Genomic DNA, 21128 nt, shown 5'->3' on the forward strand with positions numbered 1-21128 from the left:
CGCCTTGCACCGCCCCGCAGGCTTACTCCTCCCCCAGGCCAGCGGGATCGACGAGGGCGAGGGCTCGCGGGGCGCGAGCGATCCGCACGCGTTGCCCCCAGGTGAGGGTCAGGCGGTCTGACTCCATGCCGTCGCCGAAGAGCACGAGGGATTCGGAGCCAACGACGAGGCTGAGATCCTCACCGTCGTCCAGGAGGCCCTCGGTGTGCTCGACTCCGGTGTAGGGCGAGGGCCACGCCTCGCGCACGAACCACGCGAGCGAGCGCGAGGTCGGGGCGGGCAGCTCCCCCATGTGGCGGCCTCGCTTAAGGGAGGCACCCCACCCGGTCGCCCCGGTTCCGGTGGAGACGACGACACCGGAGGAGGATTGGCGCTCGACGGATGAGCCCACGGACAGCTCGTAGCGGGCGCTCTGGTGACTGTGATGCCCGATAAAAACCTCGTTGAGGGCTGTGAGCGTGCGCGAGTCGTCGGCGCTCGCGCGCACCATCGTCAGCTGATCCACCCGCAGGTCCGCGCCCGCGTCGATGCGACCCAGGGCGGCGACCCCCTGGTCGGGCGTGCATCGCACGAGCACGCCTGCGTTGGACTGGGGCACCGAGTTGATGCCAACCACGGTCTGGTCGCCCGCGTACTTGGAGACGTTGGCGACCAGACCGTCGGGTCCCACGACGACAATGACATCCTCGGGGGCGAAGAGAAAACGCGAGAGGGAGTCGCGCTCCACGTCGGCGCTCGCCCACCCGTCCGGGATGCCTGCCCGCACGTGGGCCAGCGCGGACACGTGCGCCTCGTGAGCACGTTCGACGGACTCGAGGGTGCGTCCACGCGAGCGCAGGACGAATTCGACCTGGCCGCGCGTGGAGTAGCGGTCCATGAGCTCGTCGAACTCGGTGGGGCGACGGACGATGACGGCGCGGCGACGCATGGTTACTTGCCTTCCTTCGCGTGACCGGTGAACGCCGAGACGAGGTCACTCAACACGTCGGCGGTAATGGTGATGTTTCCGAAGGACGGCATGTTCTTGGCCATTTCCTTCAGGGCGAGGGCGCGCGCCACTTCGGGGCCGGCCTCGGCGAGGGCCTGGATGTAGGCCGCGTCGTTGGCGATGCGTGCGCGGCCCGCGGTGTTCCAGTCGATCTCGTATGCCTTGGCCTTCTCAGTGATGCGGCGGGCTTCCGATTCGACGGCGATCGCGTCGGCGGCGGCCTTCTCCTCGGCTTCGCGACGCGCGTTGTGACCTTCCTGATCGACCAGGTCGGCGCGCTTGCGGGCCAGGTCGAGCTTGGATTGCATCTCGTTTTCAGAGATCTGGGATTCGCGCTCGACGGCGAGTGCGCGGCGCTCGTAGAGGGCGCGGTCGGCCTCGGCCTGAAGCTGCTCAAGGAGCGGGGCGCGCAGGGAGGATTCGACGCCCTCGTCCGGGCGCAGGCTCAGCAGGCGCGCGTCGACGACGGCGACGCCGGTGGCCCGCAGCTGCTCATCGGAGGCGAAGGCTTGGGTCAGCACGCGGCCAACCCGTTCAAGGGATCCGGTGATGGCGTCGGTCAGCGTCATCTCCCCAATCGCCGAGGCCAGGGCGGAGAAAGCGATGCGGGTGACGGTTTCGTCGATCTGCCACAGGCCCTGGGCGTCCGCCCCGGCCTCGCGCGGGTAGAGCCCGAAGTCGTAGTGAGCCGCGGCGGCCTCGGCGTCCTCGATGTGGTAGGTGATGGCCACCTGCGCGTTGATGTTTTGCTGGTCGGAGGTCGTCGCCTGGACGAGGAAGCTGTGAGCGCGGTTGGCGGTGGGGACTTCCGCGAGCGCGCAGCGTCCGGCTCGTAGCCAGAAGGACTGGCCGACACCGGATCGGATGGTGCGTCCGGCGCGGATCTGGACGACATGGTCGCCGGCCCCGCCCTGGTAGCGGATGAAGAAGGGGTGGTGGTGAAGAGTTCCCATGATGGCTCCTTGGTTGGTGACCCACTTGTTTATGTCAGGATGACGATAACCCCGTCAGGTATTTAATGTCAACTCGACGCAAATTGGGTAGGATGACACCATGACACAGCCCCTCACTGTTCCGATCGCGGTCGACATCGTCGCCCTGACGGTCATCGACCACACCCTTCACGCCCTCGTCGTGCGTCGCGGCATCGAGCCCTTCAAGGACCACCTGGCCCTGCCCGGCGGCTTCCTGCGCGAGGGTGAACAAACCGAGGAAGCTGCAGCGCGCGAACTGGCGGAAGAAACCGGCATCACGCCCCCTGGCCACCTCGAACAGCTGTGTACCTACGGGCCGCAGGGACGAGACCCCCGAGGGCCGGTCCTCTCGGTTGCCTACCTCCTCCTCGCCCCATCTTTTGCGCCGGCCCGCGCGGGAGGCGACGCCTCGGGAGCGCTCTGGTGCCCCGTCGACGCCCTCCTTGCGCCCAATTCACCCCTCGCCTTCGACCACGCGAGCATCCTCGCGGACGGAGTCGAGCGCGCCCGCTCCAAGATCGAATACTCCCCCCTGGCCACGTCCTTCTGCGGCCCCGAATTCACGATCACACAGCTGCGCACCACCTACGAGGCCATCTGGGGCTCGGCACTCGACCCGCGCAACTTCCACCGCAAAGCAACAAAGACAGCTTCCTTCATTGAGCCGACGGGCGGCACCGTGCGCGAAGGGGCAGGTCGCCCGGCTGCCCTCTACCGCCTCGTTCCCGGCGTCGACGACACCGCTTTCGTCCTCGATCCTCCCCTGCGCCGCCCGCCCGCCCCGGCCTCGTCACCGAAGAGCGCGAGCGCGCCGAGTACGCAAGAATAAGCCCAGTACCAAAGGAGAACTATGAACTTCCATTCCCTCTACGATCAGGGCTTTGCGCGCGTCGCCGCCGTGACCCTGCCCGTACACCCTGCCCGCCCCTTCGAGAACGCGCGCGAGATCATCGACGCGGCCCGCCAGCTCGATGCGCGCGGCGTCGCCATGGGTGTCTTCCCCGAACTGTGCGTCTCCGGATACGCTATCGACGACCTCCTCCTGCAGGACGTGCTCCTCGACAACGTCGAGAAGGCCCTCGCACAAATCGTCGAGGCCAGCGCCGACCTACTCCCCCTCCTCATCGTCGGCGCACCCCTGCGCAAGGACAACGCACTGTACAACTGCGCGGTCGCGATCCACCGCGGACGCGTCCTCGCGATCGTCCCCAAATCGCATCTGCCTAACTACCGCGAGTTCTACGAGAAGCGCCACTTCGTGACCATGCCCCCGCGCGCCTGCGAGCGCATCGAAGTGCCATGGGGCGGCGTCGAAGAATTCAGCGGCGGCCCCGTGTGGGTCCCCTTCGGCCCAGTCCTCCTGTCCGCCGACGACGTGCCCGGACTGACCGTCGGCATCGAAGTCTGCGAGGACATGTGGGTGCCCGCCTCCCCGTCCACGGAGCTGGCACTCGCGGGCGCGACCGTCCTGGCAAACCTGTCCGCCTCCCCGATCACCGTCGGGCGCGGCGCGGATCGCGAGCTCATGGTGCGCTCGATCTCCTCGCGCTGCTGCGCGGCCTACGTGTACACGGCGGCCGGCATGGGTGAGTCCAGCACGGACCTCGCCTGGGATGGCGAAACCATGATTTACGAGGCCGGGGAACGCCTCGCGATCGGCGAGCGTTTCCAGGAGGGCGCGCACATTACGATCGCCGACGTGGACCTGGAGCGCCTGTGCACCGAACGCAAGCGCCAGAACTCGTTCACGGACAACGCACAGCGCTACTTCGCAGGTGACGAGCGCATGGCCCCGCAGGAGGTCGAGTTCACACTCGACCCGCCGCACACCGACCTAGGCCTGGAGCGCTCCGTCAACCGCTTCCCCTTCGTCCCCAACGACCCCACCCGCCTGGAGCAGGACTGCTACGAGGCCTACAACATTCAGGTGGCCGGCCTCGTGCAGCGCCTGCGAGCGATCGGCAACCCGAAGATCGTCATCGGCGTCTCGGGCGGCCTGGATTCGACGCACGCGCTGGTCGTGGCCTCCCGCGCGATGGACCTGCTGGGCCGTTCGCGCACGGACATCCTGTGCTACACACTGCCCGGTTTCGCCACCTCCGAGCGCACCAAGAAGAACGCGACCCTGCTGTGCGAGTACCTGGGCACCTCCTTCCAGGAGATCGACATCCGCCCGGCGGCCACGCAGATGCTCGCCGACATCGGCCACCCCTACGGCGAGGGCGAGGCCACCTACGACGTGACCTTCGAGAACGTCCAGGCGGGCCTGCGCACCGACTACCTGTTCCGCCTCGCCAACCACCTGGGCGGCATCGTGTTGGGCACGGGCGATCTGTCCGAGCTGGCGCTGGGCTGGTGCACGTACGGCGTGGGCGACCAGATGAGCCACTACGCGGTCAACACGGGCGTACCCAAGACCCTCATGCAGCACCTGATCCGCTGGGTCGTGGCCTCCAAGCAGTTCGACGAGCGCGTCGGCGAGGTCCTCCTGTCGATCCTGCACACCGAGATCTCCCCCGAGCTGGTTCCCGCCAAGCCGGGCGAGAAGATGCAGTCCACGCAGGACAAGATCGGTCCCTACAACCTGCAGGACTTCACGCTGTACTACGTGCTGCGCCGCGGCGCGCGCCCGTCGAAGATCGCGTTCCTCGCGGAGAAGGCCTGGTCGGACGCTTCCACGGGCTCGTGGCCGGTCGGCTTCCCCGAGGAGGACAAGGTCGCGTACTCGCTGGACGAGATCGTCAAGTGGGAGCGCCTGTTCCTGTGGCGTTTCTTCAGCCAGCAGTTCAAGCGCAGCGCGCTGCCTAACGGCCCGAAGGTCATGGCCGGCGGCTCCCTGTCCCCGCGCGGGGATTGGCGCATGCCGTCGGACGTGTCGGGCGCGGATTGGGTCGCCGAGCTCGACGAGGCCGTGAAGGGCCTGGTCGACTGACCTAGCGTTTCGCTCGGGAACCCATGCTGTTCTCTGAGGGGCGGTGCTCACGCGAGCACCGCCCCTTGGCATACTCACGATAACCGGCGACACGTCGCACACCTAATTTCGCATGCAATTCCCCAAACGCGTTACGAAGCCCCACGTTGAAAACGTTGAAAACAAGCCACTTTTCAACGTGTTAACAAATATTAGGAAAACCAAATTTCCTGCGCTTTTCATGGAATATGTGAGATTGACAGCAGGAATCTGCAGAAAGCTGTGACCAGCGAGAGAGGGCTGCAACCGGCGGGTGGCACGGCCGCCAAGAGGGGACCGTAGCCGACCGAGACACACGCAAACACGGGCCCCGACGAGGGCATCGAGGCGCGAAACTATGCGCGTATTCACACGCACGAGGCTCAAAATATCTGTATGGTTGGTTTGGCAGTTAGGTAAGCCTTGCTTTTCCTATTTAAGCCCAAGCACAGATACCTCTACGGAGAAATGATGTCTCGTACGACCACCTCCCTGGCCGCCATCGCCGCCATCGCCGCCCTCGGGCTGGCCGCATGCTCTTCCGGCGCCACCACTTCTTCCTCCCAGTCCTCCGCTTCGCCGAGCGAGACCACGCAGGCCACCCAGGCCTCGTCCGTGAGCATCGAGGCGAACGACGGCCCGGCCGAGATCAAGCTGCCCGTCACCCGCGCAGCCTCCCTTGACAACCGCACCTTCGAGGTCCTCGCGCAGTGGGACGTGCCGCTCGTCGCCGTTCCCAAGAAGCTGATCCCCTCCACCGTCACCGCGTACAACGGCGATGACATCGCCGACGTGGGCATGCACCGCGACCCCAACCTGGAGGCCCTGGTCGCCGCCGAACCCGACCTCATCATCTCCGGTCAGCGCTTCTCCAAGTTCGACGCTCAGATCAAGGAACTGGCGCCCGACGTCCCGCTCATCAACCTGGAGCCACGCGAGGGCCAGCCCTTCGATCAGGAGCTTATCCGCGAGGTCACCGACCTGGGCGAGATCTTCGGCAAGCAGGACGAGGCCAAGAAGCTCGTCGACGACTTCAACGCCTCGATCGAGCGCGCGAAGAAGGCCTACGACGGCTCCTCGACCGTCATGGCGGTGGACGTCTCCGGCGGCAACATCGGCTACGTGGCGCCCGGCAAGGGCCGCACGTGGGGCCCGGTCTTCGACCTGCTCGGCCTGAAGCCCGCCCTCGAGGTCGAGGGTTCGACCGACTCGCACACCGGTGACGACATCTCCGTCGAGGCGATTGCCGAGGCCAACCCGGCATGGATCTTCGTCCTCGACCGCGACGCCGCGATTACCAAGGATGGCTCCAACACGCCAGCCGAGACCGTCATCAACGGCAACGCTGCCCTGCAGAACGTCGCTGCGCTGCAGAACAAGCACGTTCTGTACGCGCCGAATGACACGTACACCAACGAGTCCATCATCACCTACACGGAGATCTTCAACTCCATCGCGGACGCCTTCGAAGCCGCGAAGAAGTGACCCTCTGACACACAAGCGGGTGCCGCCCAACGGGCGGCACCCGCACCCCGTTTTCCTATGACACACTCCCCCACCACCGCACCTCCCGCGGACACCGCAACGAGCGAGGCCTCATCCAGCAAAGCCCCCGCGCGCGAGGCCACCCCGGCCTCGTCGAAGCGTCGCCCCCTGGCGCTCGCCCTGGCCACGCTCGCCGTAGCTGCGCTTCTCGTCCTGTCGCTATCGACCGGCGAATACTCGATCCTCTCCCAGGACGACGGCTGGCAGATCTTCCTCGCCGTGCGCGTCCCTCGCACGATCGCGCTCATCCTGTCCGGGGCCGCGATGTCGATGAGCGGCCTGGTCATGCAGCTGGTCACCCAGAACCGCTTCGCAGAGCCCTCCACGACGGGCACGACCGAGTGGGCGGGCCTGGGTCTGCTCGTCATCATGATCGTGTGGCCCGGCGCCCCGATCCTGGTGCGCATGACCTGCGCGATCGTCTTCGCGTTCGTGGGCACGATGGTGTTTTTCGCCCTGCTGCGCCGCGTCTCGCTGCGTTCCTCGCTGCTCGTGCCGATCATGGGCATGATGCTCGGCGCGGTCGTCTCCGCGATCTCGACGTTCCTGGCCCTCGAGACGAACACCCTGCAGAGCGTGTCGGTGTGGTTCCAGGGGTCTTTCACGTCGGTGTACGAGGGCCAGTACGAGATCCTGTGGATCGTCGCCATCATCGTCGCAATTGTGTTCGTCATGGCGGATCGCCTGACGGCCGTGTCCCTCGGCGAGGACATCGCGGTGTCGCTTGGCGTCAACTATCACCGCATGATCCTCATCGCGACGGGGCTCGTGGCCGTGGCCACCGGCGTCGTCACCGTGGTCGTCGGTTCCCTGCCGTTCCTGGGCCTCATCGTTCCCAACCTCGTGTCCATGTCCATGGGCGACAACCTGCGCACGAACCTGCCGTGGGTGTGCCTGGCGGGCATCGCGCTCGTGACGGTCACGGACCTCCTGGCGCGCACGATCATCTCCCCCTTCGAGATGCCCGTGTCGGTCATCCTGGGTGTCCTCGGCGCTTTCGTCTTTATCGCGCTCGTGCTGCGCCAGGCCAAGAAGGGAGCCGTCCTGTGAGCGCCCTGACTTCCCCCGCACAACGCGAGGCCTCCTCCCCGGCCCCCGCCCCGGCCTCGTCCGCGCGCACGAAACACCCCACCCGACGCACCGGCGCCTTCACCTCCCCGGCCGCACGGCGTCGCTGGTGGATCCTCTTCGGGGTTGTGTGCGCGGTCGCGATCCTCGCCTGCATCGGCCTCATCGCCTGGAAGAATCCCGCACAGTTCGGCACCCCGGTGTTCTGGAGGCTCGCCCGCCGGCGCGCCTTCGCGGTCCTCGCGATCGCCATCGTCGCGGTGTGCCAGGGCATGGCGACGGTCGCCTTCCAGACGGTGGCGAACAACCGCATCATCACGCCCTCGATCCTCGGATTTGAGTCCCTGTACCGGGCGATCCACACCTCCACGATCTTCTTCCTGGGCGTCGCTGGCCTGGGCGCGTCGGCGACAGTCGGCAACTTCGTCGGGCAGCTCGCCCTCATGATCGCCCTGACCCTCGTGCTGTACTCGTGGCTGCTCACCTCGCAGCGGGCCTCGATGCACGCGATGCTCCTCATCGGCGTCATGTTGGGCGCGGGCCTCGGGTCGATTTCCACCTTCATGCAGAGGCTGCTCACGCCCTCGGAGTTCGACGTGCTGACCGCGCGCCTTTTCGGGTCGATCGCGAACGCCCAGAAGGAGTATTTCCCCATCGCGGTTCCCCTCGTCGCGGCTGCGGCCATCGCCCTCGTCGCCCTCACCCGCCAGCTGTCGGTGCTCTCGCTCGGGCGCGAGACGGCCACCAACCTGGGCCTGAACCACCGCCGCACGTCCGTGCTTGTCCTCGTCCTGGTGTCGATCCTCATGGCCACATCCACGGCCCTCGTGGGTCCCATGACGTTCCTCGGGTTCCTCGTGGCGACGCTGGCCTACCAGTTCTCGGACACGCACGATCACCGCTACATCTTCGCGATGTCCGTCGCCCTGGGCGCAGCGATCCTGGCCAGCGCGTACTTCGTCATGAATCACGTGTTCAACACGCAGGGCGTCGTCTCCATCATCATCGAGTTCGTCGGCGGACTCGCGTTCATCGTCACTATTTTGCGGAAGGGCCGCCTGTGATCTCCATCGATTCCGTCGTCAAGCAGTACTCCCCGTCCGTGCGCATCGGTGAGGTCTCCCTCGACATCCCCACGGGCGGCATCACGGCGCTCGTGGGCCCCAACGGCGCGGGAAAGTCCACGATCCTCACCATGATCGGGCGCCTCCTGGGCATCGACGAGGGCACGATCGAGGTCGGCGGCCTCAACGTGGCCACAACGAAGTCCTCCGAGCTGGCGCGCACCCTGTCGATCCTGCGCCAGGAGAACCACTTCATTTCGCGCCTCACGGTGCGCCAGCTGGTGGGTTTCGGGCGCTTCCCCCACTCGAAGGGACGCCTGAGCGCGCAGGATGAGACCATCATCGACCGCTACATCGGCTTCCTCGACCTGGAGGAGCTCGAAGGGCGCTACCTGGACCAGCTGTCGGGCGGACAGCGTCAGCGCGCCTACGTCGCCATGGTGCTCGCCCAGGAGACGGAGTACGTCCTGCTAGACGAGCCCCTCAACAACCTGGATATCGCGCGCAGCGTCGAGATGATGCGGATGCTGGAGCGGGCGGCGCGCGAGTTTTCTCGCACGATCGTCATCGTCCTGCACGACATCAACTTCGCGGCGCGTTACGCCTCCCAGATCTGCGCACTCAAGGACGGGAGGGTCGCCTTCATGGGCACGCCCGAGGAGATCATGCGCGACGAGGTCCTCACCGACATCTTCGACACCCCCGTCACCGTCGTGCCGGGTCCCAACGGCCCGATCGCCTGCTACTTCTGAGCGGAGCTGGGTCGCGCTTTTCTCGGAGGCCGCTGTTTCCGCCGCCGCTGCCCGCCCGCCTCAGCGGCGACGAGGCCGGGGCCGGGTAGAATGGGCGCGCGGCCCTTCGTGAAACGGCCGTGAAACGCTTATCTTTCGAGGGGTTCCCGTGCACGTCGGACTGATCGCCGCATTCCTGATTCTCGCCGTCGCTCTCATCGCGGGTGGGCTCTACCTGTTTGCGTCGGGCCTGACCGCGCGCGCCGGCGTGTGCCGTCCTCCCCTGGGGCTGCGCCTGGCGGGCATCGAGCCCGGCTCGCAGGAATGGGAGCGCGCACACCGCGCCGCCTGGCCCATCCTCTTCGGTGGCGGCGTCCTGGGCACGGCCCACGGCATCGCCCTGGCGGCCACCACCCTCATGGACGCGCGCATCTCCGTGCTCATCGTCTTCATCGTCTCAGGGCTCATTGTCGAGGCCGGCCTCTGGCTGGTTGCAAAGGGCGCCGGCAAGGCGTCACTGAAGTAACCCTCTGCGGGGCGCCTCCGCCCCAACCGCCCCGCGCGGATACGACAAACGGGCCCCGGCCTCGTGCATCACCTCACGAGGACGGGGCCCGCCGCACAGTGTCGGAGCCTCAGGCCTTGGGGCGCTCGCGGCGATCCAGCATGTACAGGGCCAGCTTCGAGGGCTCGAGCGCACGCACGGCGTGCGGCAGGCGCGTGCCGAAGTGGATGACGTCGCCGGGCTTCAGGACGACGGTGCGACCGTCGGCCTCGATCTCAAGGGCGCCCTCAAGCGTGTGCAGGATGACGGGCATCGCGGCGGTGTGCTCGCTGAGGATCTCGTCCTTATCGAAGCTAAACAGGACCAGGCGCACGCCCTCTGCGTGCATGACGGTGCGCGACACCGTGGCTTCCTCGTTGATCTGGATCATCGAGGCGATGTCCTGCAGGTCCGTCATGATGGGCGTGGGGACCTCGGTGTTCGATTCGGGCGACAGGCTCATTGGCTCTCCTTGGGTTTGCGCGCGACGATGGCGACGCCGCACAGATGTCGATCATATTTCTTAAACGTGCGCGCCATGGTGGTGACGCGTTCACGCAGGTCTTTGTCCCGCGCGACGTTGCGCATGATGCGCAGGGCTCCACGCACGCCCTCGTCGGCGATCATTCGACCGGGCTTGAGGAGGGCCATGGGGGCCGTGCGGGTCTCTTCCACGACGAGGCCGACCTCCTCGAGCGCACGCCTCCAGTCGGCGACCGTGAGGGGACGGGCGTTGACGTTGATGGCGCGGGCCAGCGCGCGGCGAATCTCGGTGGCGGGCTCTTCCGCGATAGCATCGGGGCGCATCGCCAGCTCGTGGATGACGTAGCGGCCGCCGGGGCGCAGGATGCGCGCGGCCTCGCTCATGATGGCTCGCTTGGCTTTCTCTCCCTGCATGGAGAGCATGGCTTCGCCGATGACGACGTCCGCGCTCTCATCCGGCAGGCCGGTTTCGGCCGCGTCGGCGTTCACGCAGCGCCCCACGCCCGAGGCGATGGCGTCCACGCGCGCGGAGGCGTTTGGATCGCGCTCCACGCCGACGTAGGAGGCGGGGCCTACCTCAATAATCGCCGAGGCCGTGACGCCCAGTCCGGGCGCGAATTCGACGACGTCCGAGCCGGGCAACACGGCGCGCTTGAGCGCCCACGTGCTGAGGGCGAGGCCGCCGGGGCGCAGCACCGTCTTTCCGGCGCGCGCGAGCACCCAGTGGCCGGGCACCTTCTCGACGGGCCGATCGGCGAAGGGAAGGGTCTCCGCCAGCGATTCATTGTGAGTTGCCATATACGCAAGTATAGCGTTATCTATTTCCTTACGCAGGGCTATACCCACAGAAAATACGCTGACGGAGTCCCGATTCACCTCTACAGACCGATAATCTCGGCGAAAGCTCCCTTAATCGCGTCGAGACGCTCACGCGCCTGCTCCCAGGGCAGCGGCTCCCCGCCTGCGACCGGCAGGATCACCTCGAGGTAGCACTTGAGCTTGGGCTCAGTGCCCGAGGGGCGCGCGATGACGCGATCCCCCGCCTCGGTGAGCACCAGGACGCCGTCCGTGGGCGGCAGGCCACGGTACCCCTGCGACAGGTCCGAAACCTCGACGACGGGAGAGCCGGCAAGGACGCTCGGCGGCTGGGCGCGCAGGCGCGCCATACCGCTGGCGATCTGCTCGATGTCGTCGACGCGGAAGGTCAGCGGCGAACTCACGTGCAAGCCGTGCAGTCGCGCCAGGCGCTCCAGCTCATCCCACACACTGCGCCCCTGCGCCTTTAGCGAGGCCACGAGGGAGGCGGCGACGACCGAGGTCGCGATGCCGTCCTTGTCGCGCACGTTGCCCGGATCGGGGCAAAAACCAATAGCCTCCTCGTAGCCGAAGCCGAGGCCCGGTGCCCGGGCGATCCACTTGAAGCCCGTGAGCGTCGTGTGATGGTCCAGGCCGTGAGAGCGGGCGATGCGCGAGAGCAGGCGCGAAGACACGATCGAGTTCGCGAGCGAGCCCTTCATGCCGCGCGAGGCCAGGAACTCGCCCAGCAGCGAGCCGATCTGGTCGCCGCTGAGCGGACTCCATCCCGTCTCCGAGGCCGGGTCGGGCACCGCGAGCGCGCAGCGGTCCGCGTCGGGGTCGACCGCGATGATGAGGTCTGCCCCCTGCTCGCGGGCCTGCTCGATCGCCATGTCGAGGGCGCCGGCCTCTTCGGGGTTGGGGAAGGGCACGGTCGGGAAGTCGGGGTCGGGATCGGCCTGGGCCGCCACGAGGGAGACGTTGGAGAAACCGGCCTCAGCCAGGACGCGCGAGGTGATCGCGGCACCCACGCCGTGCATGGCGGTCAGGACGATGCGCAGGTTCTCGCGCGCCGAGGCCTCGCCCGAGGCCAGGGCGGAGGCGCAGACCACGTATTCCTCGCGCGGGTCCACGGCCTCGATAAGGTCGTCGTCCATCGGGACCTCGTCCGCGGGCGGCGCGACCTCGATGGCCGCCGCGATCTCCGCGTCGAAGGGCGGGACGATCTGGACGCCGCGCCCGTCGCCCTGCACGACGCTACCGCCCAGGTAGACCTTGTAGCCGTTGTCCGGGGCGGGGTTATGGGAGGCGGTCACCATGACGCCCGCGTCCGCGTCGAAGTGCAGCATCGAGAAGGAGGTGAGCGGGGTCGGGTTGGCCTGGGGCAGCGCGAGGACGCGCACCCCTGCGGCCGAGGCGACGCGGCAGGCGGCCGTGGCGAACTCGGAGGACCCGTAGCGGGCGTCACATCCGACGACCAGCGTGGGGGTGCCGGTTGCGTGGCGCTTGACGACCTCGCACAGGCCTGCGGTCGCGCGGATGACGACCGCGAGGTTCATGCGGGACTCGCCCGGGCCGACGACGCCGCGCAGGCCTGCGGTGCCGAACTGGAGGGGGCCGTTCATGGCGGCGCTCACGCGGGCCGCCGCCTCCTCGTCGCCGCGCTCGGTGGCCTCAATGTCGGCGCTCAGGGCCGAGGCCGTGGCGGGGTCCGGGTCGTGGCTCGCCCACTGGCGGGCGCGCTCGAGCAGCTCCATCGTCTTTAGTCCTCCAGTCCTGCCAGGATGGCGTTGGTTGCGGAGATCCCCAGGCGGGAGGCTCCGGCCTCGATCATGGCCAGGGCCGTCTCGGCGTCACGGATGCCGCCCGAGGCCTTGACCCCCAGCGCGTCGCCGACCGTGGCGCGCATGAGGGCGACCGCGTGGGTCGAGGCGCCGCCCGCGGGGTGGAATCCCGTGGAGGTCTTGACGAAATCCGCGCCAGCGGCCATCGAGGCGGTGCACGCGGCGACGATCTCGTCGTCGGTGAGCGCGGCGGACTCGATGATGACCTTGAGGACGCGCGGGGCGGGGACGACGCGGCGCACGGCCGCGATCTCCTCCTCGAGGTCGTGGAGGCGCGCGTCCTTCACCAGCTCGATGTTGATGACCATGTCGATCTCGTCCGCGCCGTCGGCGACGGCCTGGGCGGCCTCGAAGGCCTTGACCTGGGGCTTGACCGCGCCCGAGGGGAAGCCGACCACGCAGGCGACCTTCAATCCCTCGGGAACGTCCAGGGGCAGCATCGAGGGGGACACGCACACCGAGAAGGTGCCGGCCGCGGCGCCCTCCTCGACGATGCGGGCCACGTCCGCCTTGGTGGCCTCAGGCTTGAGGATCGTGTGGTCGATGAGTGCGGCCACATCACGCTTCTTCATGGAACTTCTTTCTTGTCGCATCACAGCTGGGCCAGGGGCAGGGCCAGCTCCATCATGGTGGTAAAGGACGTCTGACGCGCCTGGGCGTCCGTGGCCTCGCCCGTCACCAGGGAGTCCGAGACGGTGAAGATACCCACGGCCTCGACGCCCGCGTGGGCGGCCGTCGCGTACAGGCCCGCGGACTCCATCTCGACCGCGAGCACGCCCATGCGCTGCCAGGCCTCGTTGAAGGTCGGGTTCGCGTTGTAGAACGTGTCGGAGGAGAGGATGTTGCCCACGTGGATCGGCACGTCGGCCTCGCGGGCGCGACGCACCACGTCCTCGATGAGGCGGAAGGAGCCGATCGGAGCGTAGGAACCAGGGATCTGGTACTGATCCAGGAACGCCGAGTTCGAGCAGGCGGCCTGGGCGACCACCACGTCGTACAGGTTGACGTCCGGCTGCAGGGCACCGCACGTGCCCACGCGCACGAGGCGCGTGCAGCCGAACTCGTGGATCAGCTCGTGGGCGTACAGCGAGATCGAGGGGATGCCCATGCCCGAGCCCATGACGGACACCGGGGTGCCGCGGTAGGTGCCGGTGTAGCCCAGCATGTTGCGCACGGCGTTGAACTGGCGCGCGTCCTCCAGGTAGGTTTCGGCGATGAACTTCGCGCGCAGCGGGTCTCCGGGCAGGAGGATCGTCGGCGCGATGGGGGCGGTGGGGTTGATGTGCGGTGTCGAGCGCATGTGTCCTCCTATGGTGTCGAGGAGCCCGGGGCTCCGTCGAGGCTTCTTTACCCTTGTCGCAAGGCTATGCCGTGCAATTGAAATGTGTCAACGAGTGGTTTGACAAATGTTCTCATCCACTTGGGGCGCGATCACGCACCCCGCGCGGGGTTGCCCCACGTGGCCGTTCCAGCAGCGCGAGGGCCAGGTCCTGGTCGACCACCAGGTGAGTGGCCAACCCCATGTGCAGCGCCGTGTCCAGCGCCTCCGCTTTCACACGCCCGCCGGCAACCAACACCCGCACGGGGCGGGCGCGCAGCTCCTCGAGCGTGATACCGACCGTCCTGCGGTCGACCGACGCCAGGGCGACGCCGCCCTCGCGCGTAAAAAAACGCGAACACGCGTCCCCGACCGCATCGCGCAGGAGCGCCTCCACCTCGTCGTCCTCGAGCTGGCCGAGGTTGAGCGAGAGGGCCTCACGCCCCAGGGAACCAACGGTAAACACCGCCACGTCCACACCGCGCCCCTCCTCCAGGATCCGCTCGATCAACCGGTCGCGGCGCACGATGGAGAGCATCGCCGTGTCCTGGAAGATCACGGGCAACGGCAGGTAACAGGGCTGCGCATTGAAAGCCTCGCAAAAAGCCCGCATGATCTCAAAATCGTGCGTCGCCCGCTCAGAAAACGACGTCCCGCCCTTGAGCTGGACGACGCGTACGCCCACGCGAGGGGCGCGGGGCAGGTGGGCCGCGAGCGCACTCATCGTGCGCCCCCAGGAAATCCCCACGCTCATGCCGTCGCGCACGAGCTGGGTGACGACATCGGCACCGACGCGGCCGACCTGCTCGATGGCCTCGCCCTCGGTCATATCGCGGCCGTGGGCGACGCGCACGCTCGCCAGGCCGAAGCGCTTCTCCAAGCGCAGGGCGATCTCCGAGGCGTCCTCGCGCGGATCGTGGATCTCGATGGTCACAAAGCCGCGCTCGCGGCCGTGGGCGAGGAGTTTGGCGACCGTGGGGCGCGACAAACCCATGCGGGCGGCGACCTCGGCCTGGCTCAGTCCCTGCTGGTAGTAGAGCTTGACGGCCTCAATCGACTGTTCGTCGCGCCTTTCCACGATTCCTCCTCCCCTCATGCTCGCGGTCGCCCGGGCTTTAAGACACGGTCTCCAGCACGACGCTGCGCGGCTCGGGGGTGACCCCGTCGGCGATCTCGATCGCGCCGGACAGGGACTCCAGTGCGCGCTCGATGCGCCACTCATCATCGGTGTGGAGCGTGAGCAGGGGTTGGCCCGCCGCGACGCTCTCCCCCGGCTTGGCGTGGATCTCGATGCCGGCACCCGCCTGGACCGGATCCTCCTTGACAGCGCGGCCCGCGCCCAGCCTCCACGAGGCCACGCCCACGGACAGGGCGTCCATGCCGACCACGGTTCCACGGGCCTCGGCGAGGACCTGGTGGGTGTGCGCGGCGCGCGGCAGCGGCGCATCCGGGTCTCCGCCCTGCTCGCGGATCATCGCGCGCCAGCGATCCATCGCACGCCCGTCCGCCAGCGCGGCCTCCACGTCGGCGTCGCGGACTCCCGCAAGGTCGAGCATGTTGCGCGCGAGCTCGCACGTCAGCTCAATGACGTCGGCGGGGCCGCCTCCAGCAAGGACCTCGACGGATTCCTCCACCTCGAGGGCGTTGCCGATCTTTCGTCCCAGCGGCACGGACATGTCGGTGAGCAGCGCACGCGTGGCGACCCCCGCGTCGCGGCCGAGGTCCACCATCGTGCGGGCGAGCTCGCGCGCGGCGTTCAGGTCCTTCATGAAGGCGCCCGACCCGACCTTGACGTCCAGGACGAGGGCTCCCGTGCCCTCGGCGATCTTCTTGCTCATGATGGAGCTGGCGATCAGCGCGATCGACTCGACGGTTGAGGTGATGTCGCGCAGGGCGTAGAGCTTCTTGTCAGCGGGCGCCAGGCCCGAGCCCGCCGCGCAGATGACCGCGCCGCAGCCGCGTCCCAGCTGGGTCATAATCTCGTCATTGCTCAGCTGCGCGCGCCACCCGGGGATCGCCTCGAGCTTGTCGAGGGTGCCGCCCGTGTGCCCCAGGCCTCGGCCCGACAGCTGCGGGACGGCCACGCCGAAGCACGCGACCAGCGGCGCCAGGGGCAGCGTGATCTTGTCGCCCACGCCGCCCGTGGAATGCTTGTCGGCGGTCGGCTTGCCGATGCCGGAAAAATCCATGCGCGCACCCGAGCGGATCATCGCGTCCGTCCAGCGGGCGATCTCGCCCCGGTCCATGCCGCGCAGGAAGATCGCCATCGCCAGGGCGGCCATCTGCTCGTCCTTGATGATGCCCTTCGTGTAGGCGTCGATCGTCCAGTCGATCTGGTCGGGGCTCAGTACTCCCCCGTCGCGCTTGACGCGGATGATGTCAACGGCATCAAAGAGAGCCATCGTGTCCTTCTTTCTCTACCGACGAGGCCGGGGTGGCCTGGGCGACGCTCGACAGGTCGTGGGGTCCGAACGCGCCGGGCAGCACCTCGGTCATCGGGGCGACGCCGTCAGGCATGAGGACCAGGCAGGAGGGCCCGCCGTGCTCGTAGATGAGCTGGCGGCAGCGCCCGCACGGGGCCACCGGCTCCTCGTTGCCGTTAACAGCGACGACCGCGACGAGCGCGCCGCCGCCGGAGCGGATGAGGTCTGAGACCATGCCGCACTCGGCGCACAGGGTCACGCCGTAGCCGGCATTTTCGACGTTGCAGCCGCTGACGATCCAGCCGTCGGCGGTCAAGCCCGCGGCCCCGACGGGGAAGTTCGAGTAGGGGCAGTAGGCGTGGCGCATGGCCTCGATGGCCTCGGCTATTAGCGCCTCCCAGTCAATTTCTGTTGGATCCATACGAGTTCTCACTTCACGTAGGGGATGTTCTCGGCGGCGGGCGCGCGCGACTTGCCGACGAAGCCCGCGACGGCCACGATCGTGACCACGTAGGGGATCATCGACACGAGGTCCGCGGGGATCGCGGGCTCAATGTTAGGCAGCATGCGCGCCAGGGCCTGCGCGAAACCGAACATGACGGCCGCGCCCATGGCACCCAGCGGATTCCACTTGCCCAGGATCATCGCGGCCAGGGCGATGTAGCCGTTGCCGGCGGAAATGTTATCCGTGAACGCCAGGCCGGAACCGATCGTGAAGAACGCGCCGCCCAAGCCCGCGAACGACGAGCCGAGGATCGTGTTGAGGGTGCGCGTGCGCCCCACGTTGATACCGACAGTATCGGCGGCGCGCGGGTGCTCACCGCAGGCACGCAGACGCAGACCCCAGCGCGAACGGAACAGGAAGAACGCCAGGGCGATGACGGCCGCGTACATCAGGTAGACGAGGATCGACTGGTTGAACAGGACCGGGCCGACGACCGGGATCTCCGAGAGCACGGGGATCTTGATGTCGGACAGCGAGAACTGGTTCGTGTTCAGGCTCCCGGGGGAGTTCTTCATGATCGTCCCGTAGAAGAACGTCGTCAGGCCCAGCGCCAGGACGTTCAGGACGACGCCGACGATAATCTGGTCGACCCCGTACTTGACGGAGAAGAGCGCGAGGAGAGCACCCAGGGCGGCGCCCGCGAGAGGCGCAGCGACGAGGCCCGCGTATGGGGTCTGGAAGTACGAGGCCGCCATCACGCCCGCGAACGCGCCGACCAGGAGATCGCCCTCAATCGCGATATTGACGACGCCGACGCGCTCCGAAACGACACCCGAGAGGGAACCGAAGATGAGCGGCGTCGAAATCGCCACGGTGGACACGAGGGTCGAGGTCAGGGTGACGACGCCCGTCGACCCGGAGCCCGCGTAGAACAGGAATCCCAGGATCGTCGACAACCCGACGACAGCCATCCCGACGACGCGCGCCCACGCGGGCTGGGCCGCGCGGCGCACGGTCGTGACAATCGTCCATGCGGTGATCGCGATCGTGAGGACGGCGAGCACCCACACGATGGGAGCACCCGCGGTGACGATGTCGGGGATCGCATAGGACTGCGACTTGTCGTACAGGCGCAGCGTCATGTCGCCTCGGGCAGCGGCCGCGAAGACGACGAGCAGCACGCAGGCCGCCACGTAGATACCGGGGAGCTTCCAGGAGCGCTTGGCTTCGACCTGCGCGACCGTGGTGGACTCACTTGTGCTCATCAGCGTTCCCCTTTCGCGTCTGCGCGGCCAGCGCGCGCACATCGGGCAGACGGAACAGCCAGCGCACCAGCGCCGGCGCGGCAATCAGGAGGACGATCACCGACTGCAGAATGAGGATCATGTCGATCGGCACGCCCTTGGCCTGCATCGTGTAGCCACCCGCCTTGAAAGCCCCAAAGAGGAGGCCCGCACCGAATGTTCCCCACGTCTTGTTGCGCCCCAGCAGGGCCACCGTAATCGCATCGAAACCGATCGAACCAGCCACATCGCGCGAGACATACCCGATGGTTCCCAGGGCCTCGTTCGCGCCAGCCAAGCCGAGGAACGCGCCCGAGAGAACCATCGTGATCGCCGTGATGCGCTCGACCGATATGCCTGCCGTACGGGCGGCTGCCGCGTTCGCGCCAACCGCGCGAATCTGGAATCCCAGCGTCGAACGCTCGATCAGCCACCAGAAGAACGCGAGCGCAACCAGAGCAACGATGAAACCGACGTGCAGCTTGAAGGGGGCGGGTAGCAGGCGCGTCAGAGCCGCGCTGTCCGCGACCTTCGGCGTCACCGGCTGGTTCGAACCGGGCACCTGCCACGCCTTCTGTGCCAAGACATATCCCAATCCCAGCGTCGCGATCGAGTTGAGCATGATCGTCACGATCACCTCGTTCGCGCCGGTCTTCGCCTTCAGGACACCCGCGATGCCGGCGTAGAGGCCGCCCGCGACAATCGCAACGAGGAGGGCCACCAAGGTATGCAACACAGGCGGCAAGTTCACCGCGAAGCCCACCCACACGGCCGCGAGCGCTCCGACGATGATCTGGCCCTTACCGCCGATGTTGAACAGCCCCGCCCTGAAGCCAAGCGCCAGGCCCAGGCCCGAAATAATCAGCGGGATCGAATAGAACAGGGAGTCCGTCAGCGGCTTGATCTGGCGGACGAAGGTCGCCGCGTTGGGGTCGATGATTGACCCGCGGAACATCGCGTAGTAGGCGTCCACCACGGACGCCCCCGACAGCGCGATGAGGACCGCACCGATCACAAATGCGATGAGGACGGCCAGCACCGAAACAAACCACTGCGAGCCGAAAACCCGGGTGAGGATGCCCGGCCCGCTACTGGTGCGCGCGCTCATTGTTCCTCCTTCCTGACAGCCCCGGTGTCCTTGGTAGAACCCGAAGAAGCGGCCACGGCCTCGTCCAAGGGGACGCCCACCATCATCAGGCCGAGGACGTCGCGTCCCGTGTCCGCCGGGACGATGCCCACGATGCGGCCGCGATACATGACGGCGATACGGTCCGCCAGCGAGACAACCTCGTCGAGTTCCGACGAAATAAGCAGGACCGCGCAGCCCTGGTCCCGCACGTCCACGATCCGGCGGTGAATGAACTCAATCGAGCCGACGTCGACTCCGCGTGTCGGCTGGTTGGCGACCAGCAGCGTCAGGTCGCGCGACATCTCGCGGGCAACGACCACCTTCTGCTGGTTACCGCCCGACAGGGAGGACACGGGATCCCCAATCGAGGTCAGGCGAATGTCGTATTCCGCTTCCTTATCGCGGGCGTTGCGCGCAATCGCGCCGCGCTTGAGGGAACCAAACGAGGCGAAAGCCGAGGAGCGGAACTGGTCCAACACCAGGTTATCCGCGATCGAAAACGAGGCGATGATGCCATCCGTCGAGCGGTCCTCGGGAATGAAGCCGACTCCCGCATCCAGGGACTGACGCGGCTTCGCACGCGTAATATCCGCATTCTCGAGACGGATGACGCCGCTGTCGGGGCTGCGCAGGCCCAGGATCACCTCCGCCAGCTCCGTCTGCCCGTTACCCTGCACGCCGGCGACCGCCAAGATCTCACCGCGGGGAACGTCGAAGGACACGTGGTCGAGGAGCGGCACACCACCCGCGCCGAGCAGGGACACGTCCTCGAAGGACAGGCCACCGCCAGCGGGACGCGCGGGATCCTTCTCCACGCGCATGAGCACCTCGCGCCCCACCATCTGCGTGGCCAGCGAGGCCTCGGAATCGCTCGGGGACGCCTGCCCAACGACCCGGCCGCGGCGAATGACCGTAATCTCGTCGGCCACGGCGCGCACCTCGCGCAGCTTGTGAGTAATAAACACGATCGAGGTCCCCGCGTCGGCGAGCTGACGCATGATCGTCATCAGCTCATCTGTCTCCTGCGGGGTCAACACGGCCGTCGGCTCATCAAGAATGAGGACCTTCGCCTGACGCGACAGGGCTTTGACGATCTCCACCCGCTGCTGCGCACCCACCGGCAGATCCTCGATGAGGGCATCCGGGTCCAAGTCGAAGCCGAAACGCGCCGACACCTCGCGCACCGTGCGCCGAGCGCGCTCACGGCTGATAATCCCGGCCGGGCCGGTCGGCTCAAAACCCAAAGCAATCGACTCCGCGACCGTGAAAACCGGGATCAGCATGAAGTGCTGGTGCACCATGCCGATACCCGCCGCGACCGCGTCGCCCGGCCCCTTGAACGTCACGGGCGTACCGTCGATGAGAATCTCACCCTCATCGGGTGCGTGCATGCCGTACAAGACGTTCATGAGCGTGGACTTGCCCGCGCCATTCTCTCCAAGCAGGGCGTGAATATGCCCCTCCTCGATCGTTAAATCAATCGAGTCATTGGCGATGAGGGGACCAAACCTCTTCGTGATCCCCCGCAGCTCTAATTTCATTCC

At 67.3% G+C, this 21128-nt stretch carries 20 protein-coding genes; 7 read left to right on the plus strand and 13 right to left on the minus strand.

The annotated features are described in order from the left end of the window. Positions 1-22 precede the first annotated feature (22 nt). Both O3684_RS02280 and O3684_RS02285 read right to left on the minus strand, forming a co-directional pair. Positions 23-928: a diacylglycerol kinase catalytic domain-containing protein gene (locus tag O3684_RS02280; protein ID WP_500064851.1), complete on the minus strand. Its 906-nt coding sequence runs from the start codon at positions 926-928 to the stop codon at positions 23-25. A gap of 2 nt (positions 929-930) precedes the next feature. Further along, positions 931-1941 (minus strand): SPFH domain-containing protein, encoded by a 1011-nt coding sequence (locus tag O3684_RS02285; protein WP_500064852.1) that lies wholly within the window; start codon positions 1939-1941, stop codon positions 931-933. A gap of 100 nt (positions 1942-2041) precedes the next feature. On the opposite strand from O3684_RS02285, the gene O3684_RS02290 reads away from it, so the two are divergent. From O3684_RS02290 to O3684_RS02320, 7 genes are all read left to right on the plus strand, one after another. Continuing rightward, positions 2042-2791, plus strand: coding sequence for an NUDIX hydrolase (locus O3684_RS02290; RefSeq protein ID WP_500064855.1), 750 nt, complete (start codon positions 2042-2044; stop codon positions 2789-2791). A 21-nt stretch (positions 2792-2812) separates the two neighbouring features. Then, positions 2813-4894 (plus strand): NAD(+) synthase, encoded by a 2082-nt coding sequence (locus O3684_RS02295; protein WP_500064856.1) that lies wholly within the window; start codon positions 2813-2815, stop codon positions 4892-4894. A 489-nt stretch (positions 4895-5383) separates the two neighbouring features. Then, positions 5384-6397, plus strand: a complete 1014-nt coding sequence (locus tag O3684_RS02300; protein WP_500064857.1) for a siderophore ABC transporter substrate-binding protein — start codon at positions 5384-5386, stop codon at positions 6395-6397. 57 nt (positions 6398-6454) lie between these two features. Beyond that, positions 6455-7507 (plus strand): ABC transporter permease, encoded by a 1053-nt coding sequence (locus O3684_RS02305; RefSeq protein ID WP_500064861.1) that lies wholly within the window; start codon positions 6455-6457, stop codon positions 7505-7507. Next, positions 7504-8589, plus strand: coding sequence for an iron chelate uptake ABC transporter family permease subunit (locus O3684_RS02310; protein WP_500064864.1), 1086 nt, complete (start codon positions 7504-7506; stop codon positions 8587-8589). Before O3684_RS02305 ends, O3684_RS02310 begins: the two co-directional genes overlap by 4 nt. Then, on the plus strand, positions 8586-9341 hold the full coding sequence (locus O3684_RS02315; RefSeq protein ID WP_500064866.1) for an iron ABC transporter ATP-binding protein: 756 nt from the start codon (positions 8586-8588) through the stop codon (positions 9339-9341). Before O3684_RS02310 ends, O3684_RS02315 begins: the two co-directional genes overlap by 4 nt. Before the next feature lie 148 nt (positions 9342-9489). Further along, positions 9490-9846, plus strand: a complete 357-nt coding sequence (locus tag O3684_RS02320) for a permease (protein ID WP_500064868.1) — start codon at positions 9490-9492, stop codon at positions 9844-9846. A gap of 109 nt (positions 9847-9955) precedes the next feature. Here the strand turns inward: O3684_RS02320 and O3684_RS02325 are convergent, their stop codons facing one another. From O3684_RS02325 to O3684_RS02375, 11 genes are all read right to left on the minus strand, one after another. Continuing rightward, complete coding sequence (locus O3684_RS02325; protein WP_003790431.1) at positions 9956-10327, minus strand: cupin domain-containing protein; 372 nt, start codon at positions 10325-10327, stop codon at positions 9956-9958. Continuing rightward, positions 10324-11145, minus strand: a complete 822-nt coding sequence (locus tag O3684_RS02330) for a class I SAM-dependent methyltransferase (RefSeq protein WP_500064872.1) — start codon at positions 11143-11145, stop codon at positions 10324-10326. Before O3684_RS02330 ends, O3684_RS02325 begins: the two co-directional genes overlap by 4 nt. A gap of 80 nt (positions 11146-11225) precedes the next feature. Continuing rightward, entirely contained in the window at positions 11226-12899 is a 1674-nt protein-coding gene (locus O3684_RS02335) for a phospho-sugar mutase (protein ID WP_500064873.1), read from the minus strand. Between the two features lie 5 nt (positions 12900-12904). After that, positions 12905-13558 carry a deoxyribose-phosphate aldolase gene (gene deoC, locus O3684_RS02340; protein ID WP_500064875.1) on the minus strand — a complete coding sequence of 218 codons (654 nt, stop codon included), beginning with the start codon at positions 13556-13558 and terminating at the stop codon, positions 12905-12907. A 20-nt stretch (positions 13559-13578) separates the two neighbouring features. Then, a complete protein-coding gene (gene deoD, locus O3684_RS02345) occupies positions 13579-14286 on the minus strand; it encodes a purine-nucleoside phosphorylase (protein WP_016460265.1) in 708 nt (235 codons plus the stop codon). Between the two features lie 112 nt (positions 14287-14398). Continuing rightward, complete coding sequence (locus tag O3684_RS02350) at positions 14399-15382, minus strand: sugar-binding transcriptional regulator (RefSeq protein WP_500064877.1); 984 nt, start codon at positions 15380-15382, stop codon at positions 14399-14401. A 37-nt stretch (positions 15383-15419) separates the two neighbouring features. After that, positions 15420-16706: a thymidine phosphorylase gene (locus O3684_RS02355; RefSeq protein WP_500064879.1), complete on the minus strand. Its 1287-nt coding sequence runs from the start codon at positions 16704-16706 to the stop codon at positions 15420-15422. Next, positions 16693-17148, minus strand: a complete 456-nt coding sequence (locus O3684_RS02360) for a cytidine deaminase (RefSeq protein WP_500064881.1) — start codon at positions 17146-17148, stop codon at positions 16693-16695. Before O3684_RS02360 ends, O3684_RS02355 begins: the two co-directional genes overlap by 14 nt. An 8-nt stretch (positions 17149-17156) precedes the next feature. Next, positions 17157-18437: an ABC transporter permease gene (locus O3684_RS02365; protein ID WP_500064883.1), complete on the minus strand. Its 1281-nt coding sequence runs from the start codon at positions 18435-18437 to the stop codon at positions 17157-17159. After that, entirely contained in the window at positions 18424-19563 is a 1140-nt protein-coding gene (locus O3684_RS02370) for an ABC transporter permease (RefSeq protein WP_500064885.1), read from the minus strand. Before O3684_RS02370 ends, O3684_RS02365 begins: the two co-directional genes overlap by 14 nt. Beyond that, positions 19560-21125, minus strand: coding sequence for an ABC transporter ATP-binding protein (locus tag O3684_RS02375; protein ID WP_500064887.1), 1566 nt, complete (start codon positions 21123-21125; stop codon positions 19560-19562). The genes O3684_RS02370 and O3684_RS02375 overlap by 4 nt, the downstream gene beginning before the upstream one ends. Positions 21126-21128 lie beyond the last annotated feature (3 nt).

It is taken from the genome of Pauljensenia sp. 20925_1_27 (genome assembly GCF_041432835.1).
Taxonomy (GTDB): domain Bacteria; phylum Actinomycetota; class Actinomycetes; order Actinomycetales; family Actinomycetaceae; genus Pauljensenia.

Excerpts from the sequence above, each read along its gene's own strand:
- O3684_RS02290 (WP_500064855.1), top strand. The coding sequence starts at position 2,042 with ATGACACAGCCCCTCACTGTTCCGATCGCGGTCGACATCGTCGCCCTG.
- deoD (WP_016460265.1), bottom strand. The coding sequence starts at position 14,286 with ATGCGCTCGACACCGCACATCAACCCCACCGCCCCCATCGCGCCGACG.
- O3684_RS02325 (WP_003790431.1), bottom strand. The coding sequence starts at position 10,327 with ATGAGCCTGTCGCCCGAATCGAACACCGAGGTCCCCACGCCCATCATG.
- O3684_RS02280 (WP_500064851.1), bottom strand. The coding sequence starts at position 928 with ATGCGTCGCCGCGCCGTCATCGTCCGTCGCCCCACCGAGTTCGACGAG.
- O3684_RS02330 (WP_500064872.1), bottom strand. The coding sequence starts at position 11,145 with ATGGCAACTCACAATGAATCGCTGGCGGAGACCCTTCCCTTCGCCGAT.
- deoC (WP_500064875.1), bottom strand. The coding sequence starts at position 13,558 with ATGAAGAAGCGTGATGTGGCCGCACTCATCGACCACACGATCCTCAAG.
- O3684_RS02295 (WP_500064856.1), top strand. The coding sequence starts at position 2,813 with ATGAACTTCCATTCCCTCTACGATCAGGGCTTTGCGCGCGTCGCCGCC.
- O3684_RS02300 (WP_500064857.1), top strand. The coding sequence starts at position 5,384 with ATGTCTCGTACGACCACCTCCCTGGCCGCCATCGCCGCCATCGCCGCC.
- O3684_RS02305 (WP_500064861.1), top strand. The coding sequence starts at position 6,455 with ATGACACACTCCCCCACCACCGCACCTCCCGCGGACACCGCAACGAGC.
- O3684_RS02365 (WP_500064883.1), bottom strand. The coding sequence starts at position 18,437 with ATGAGCACAAGTGAGTCCACCACGGTCGCGCAGGTCGAAGCCAAGCGC.
- O3684_RS02285 (WP_500064852.1), bottom strand. The coding sequence starts at position 1,941 with ATGGGAACTCTTCACCACCACCCCTTCTTCATCCGCTACCAGGGCGGG.
- O3684_RS02375 (WP_500064887.1), bottom strand. The coding sequence starts at position 21,125 with ATGAAATTAGAGCTGCGGGGGATCACGAAGAGGTTTGGTCCCCTCATC.
- O3684_RS02355 (WP_500064879.1), bottom strand. The coding sequence starts at position 16,706 with ATGGCTCTCTTTGATGCCGTTGACATCATCCGCGTCAAGCGCGACGGG.
- O3684_RS02370 (WP_500064885.1), bottom strand. The coding sequence starts at position 19,563 with ATGAGCGCGCGCACCAGTAGCGGGCCGGGCATCCTCACCCGGGTTTTC.
- O3684_RS02335 (WP_500064873.1), bottom strand. The coding sequence starts at position 12,899 with ATGGAGCTGCTCGAGCGCGCCCGCCAGTGGGCGAGCCACGACCCGGAC.
- O3684_RS02360 (WP_500064881.1), bottom strand. The coding sequence starts at position 17,148 with ATGGATCCAACAGAAATTGACTGGGAGGCGCTAATAGCCGAGGCCATC.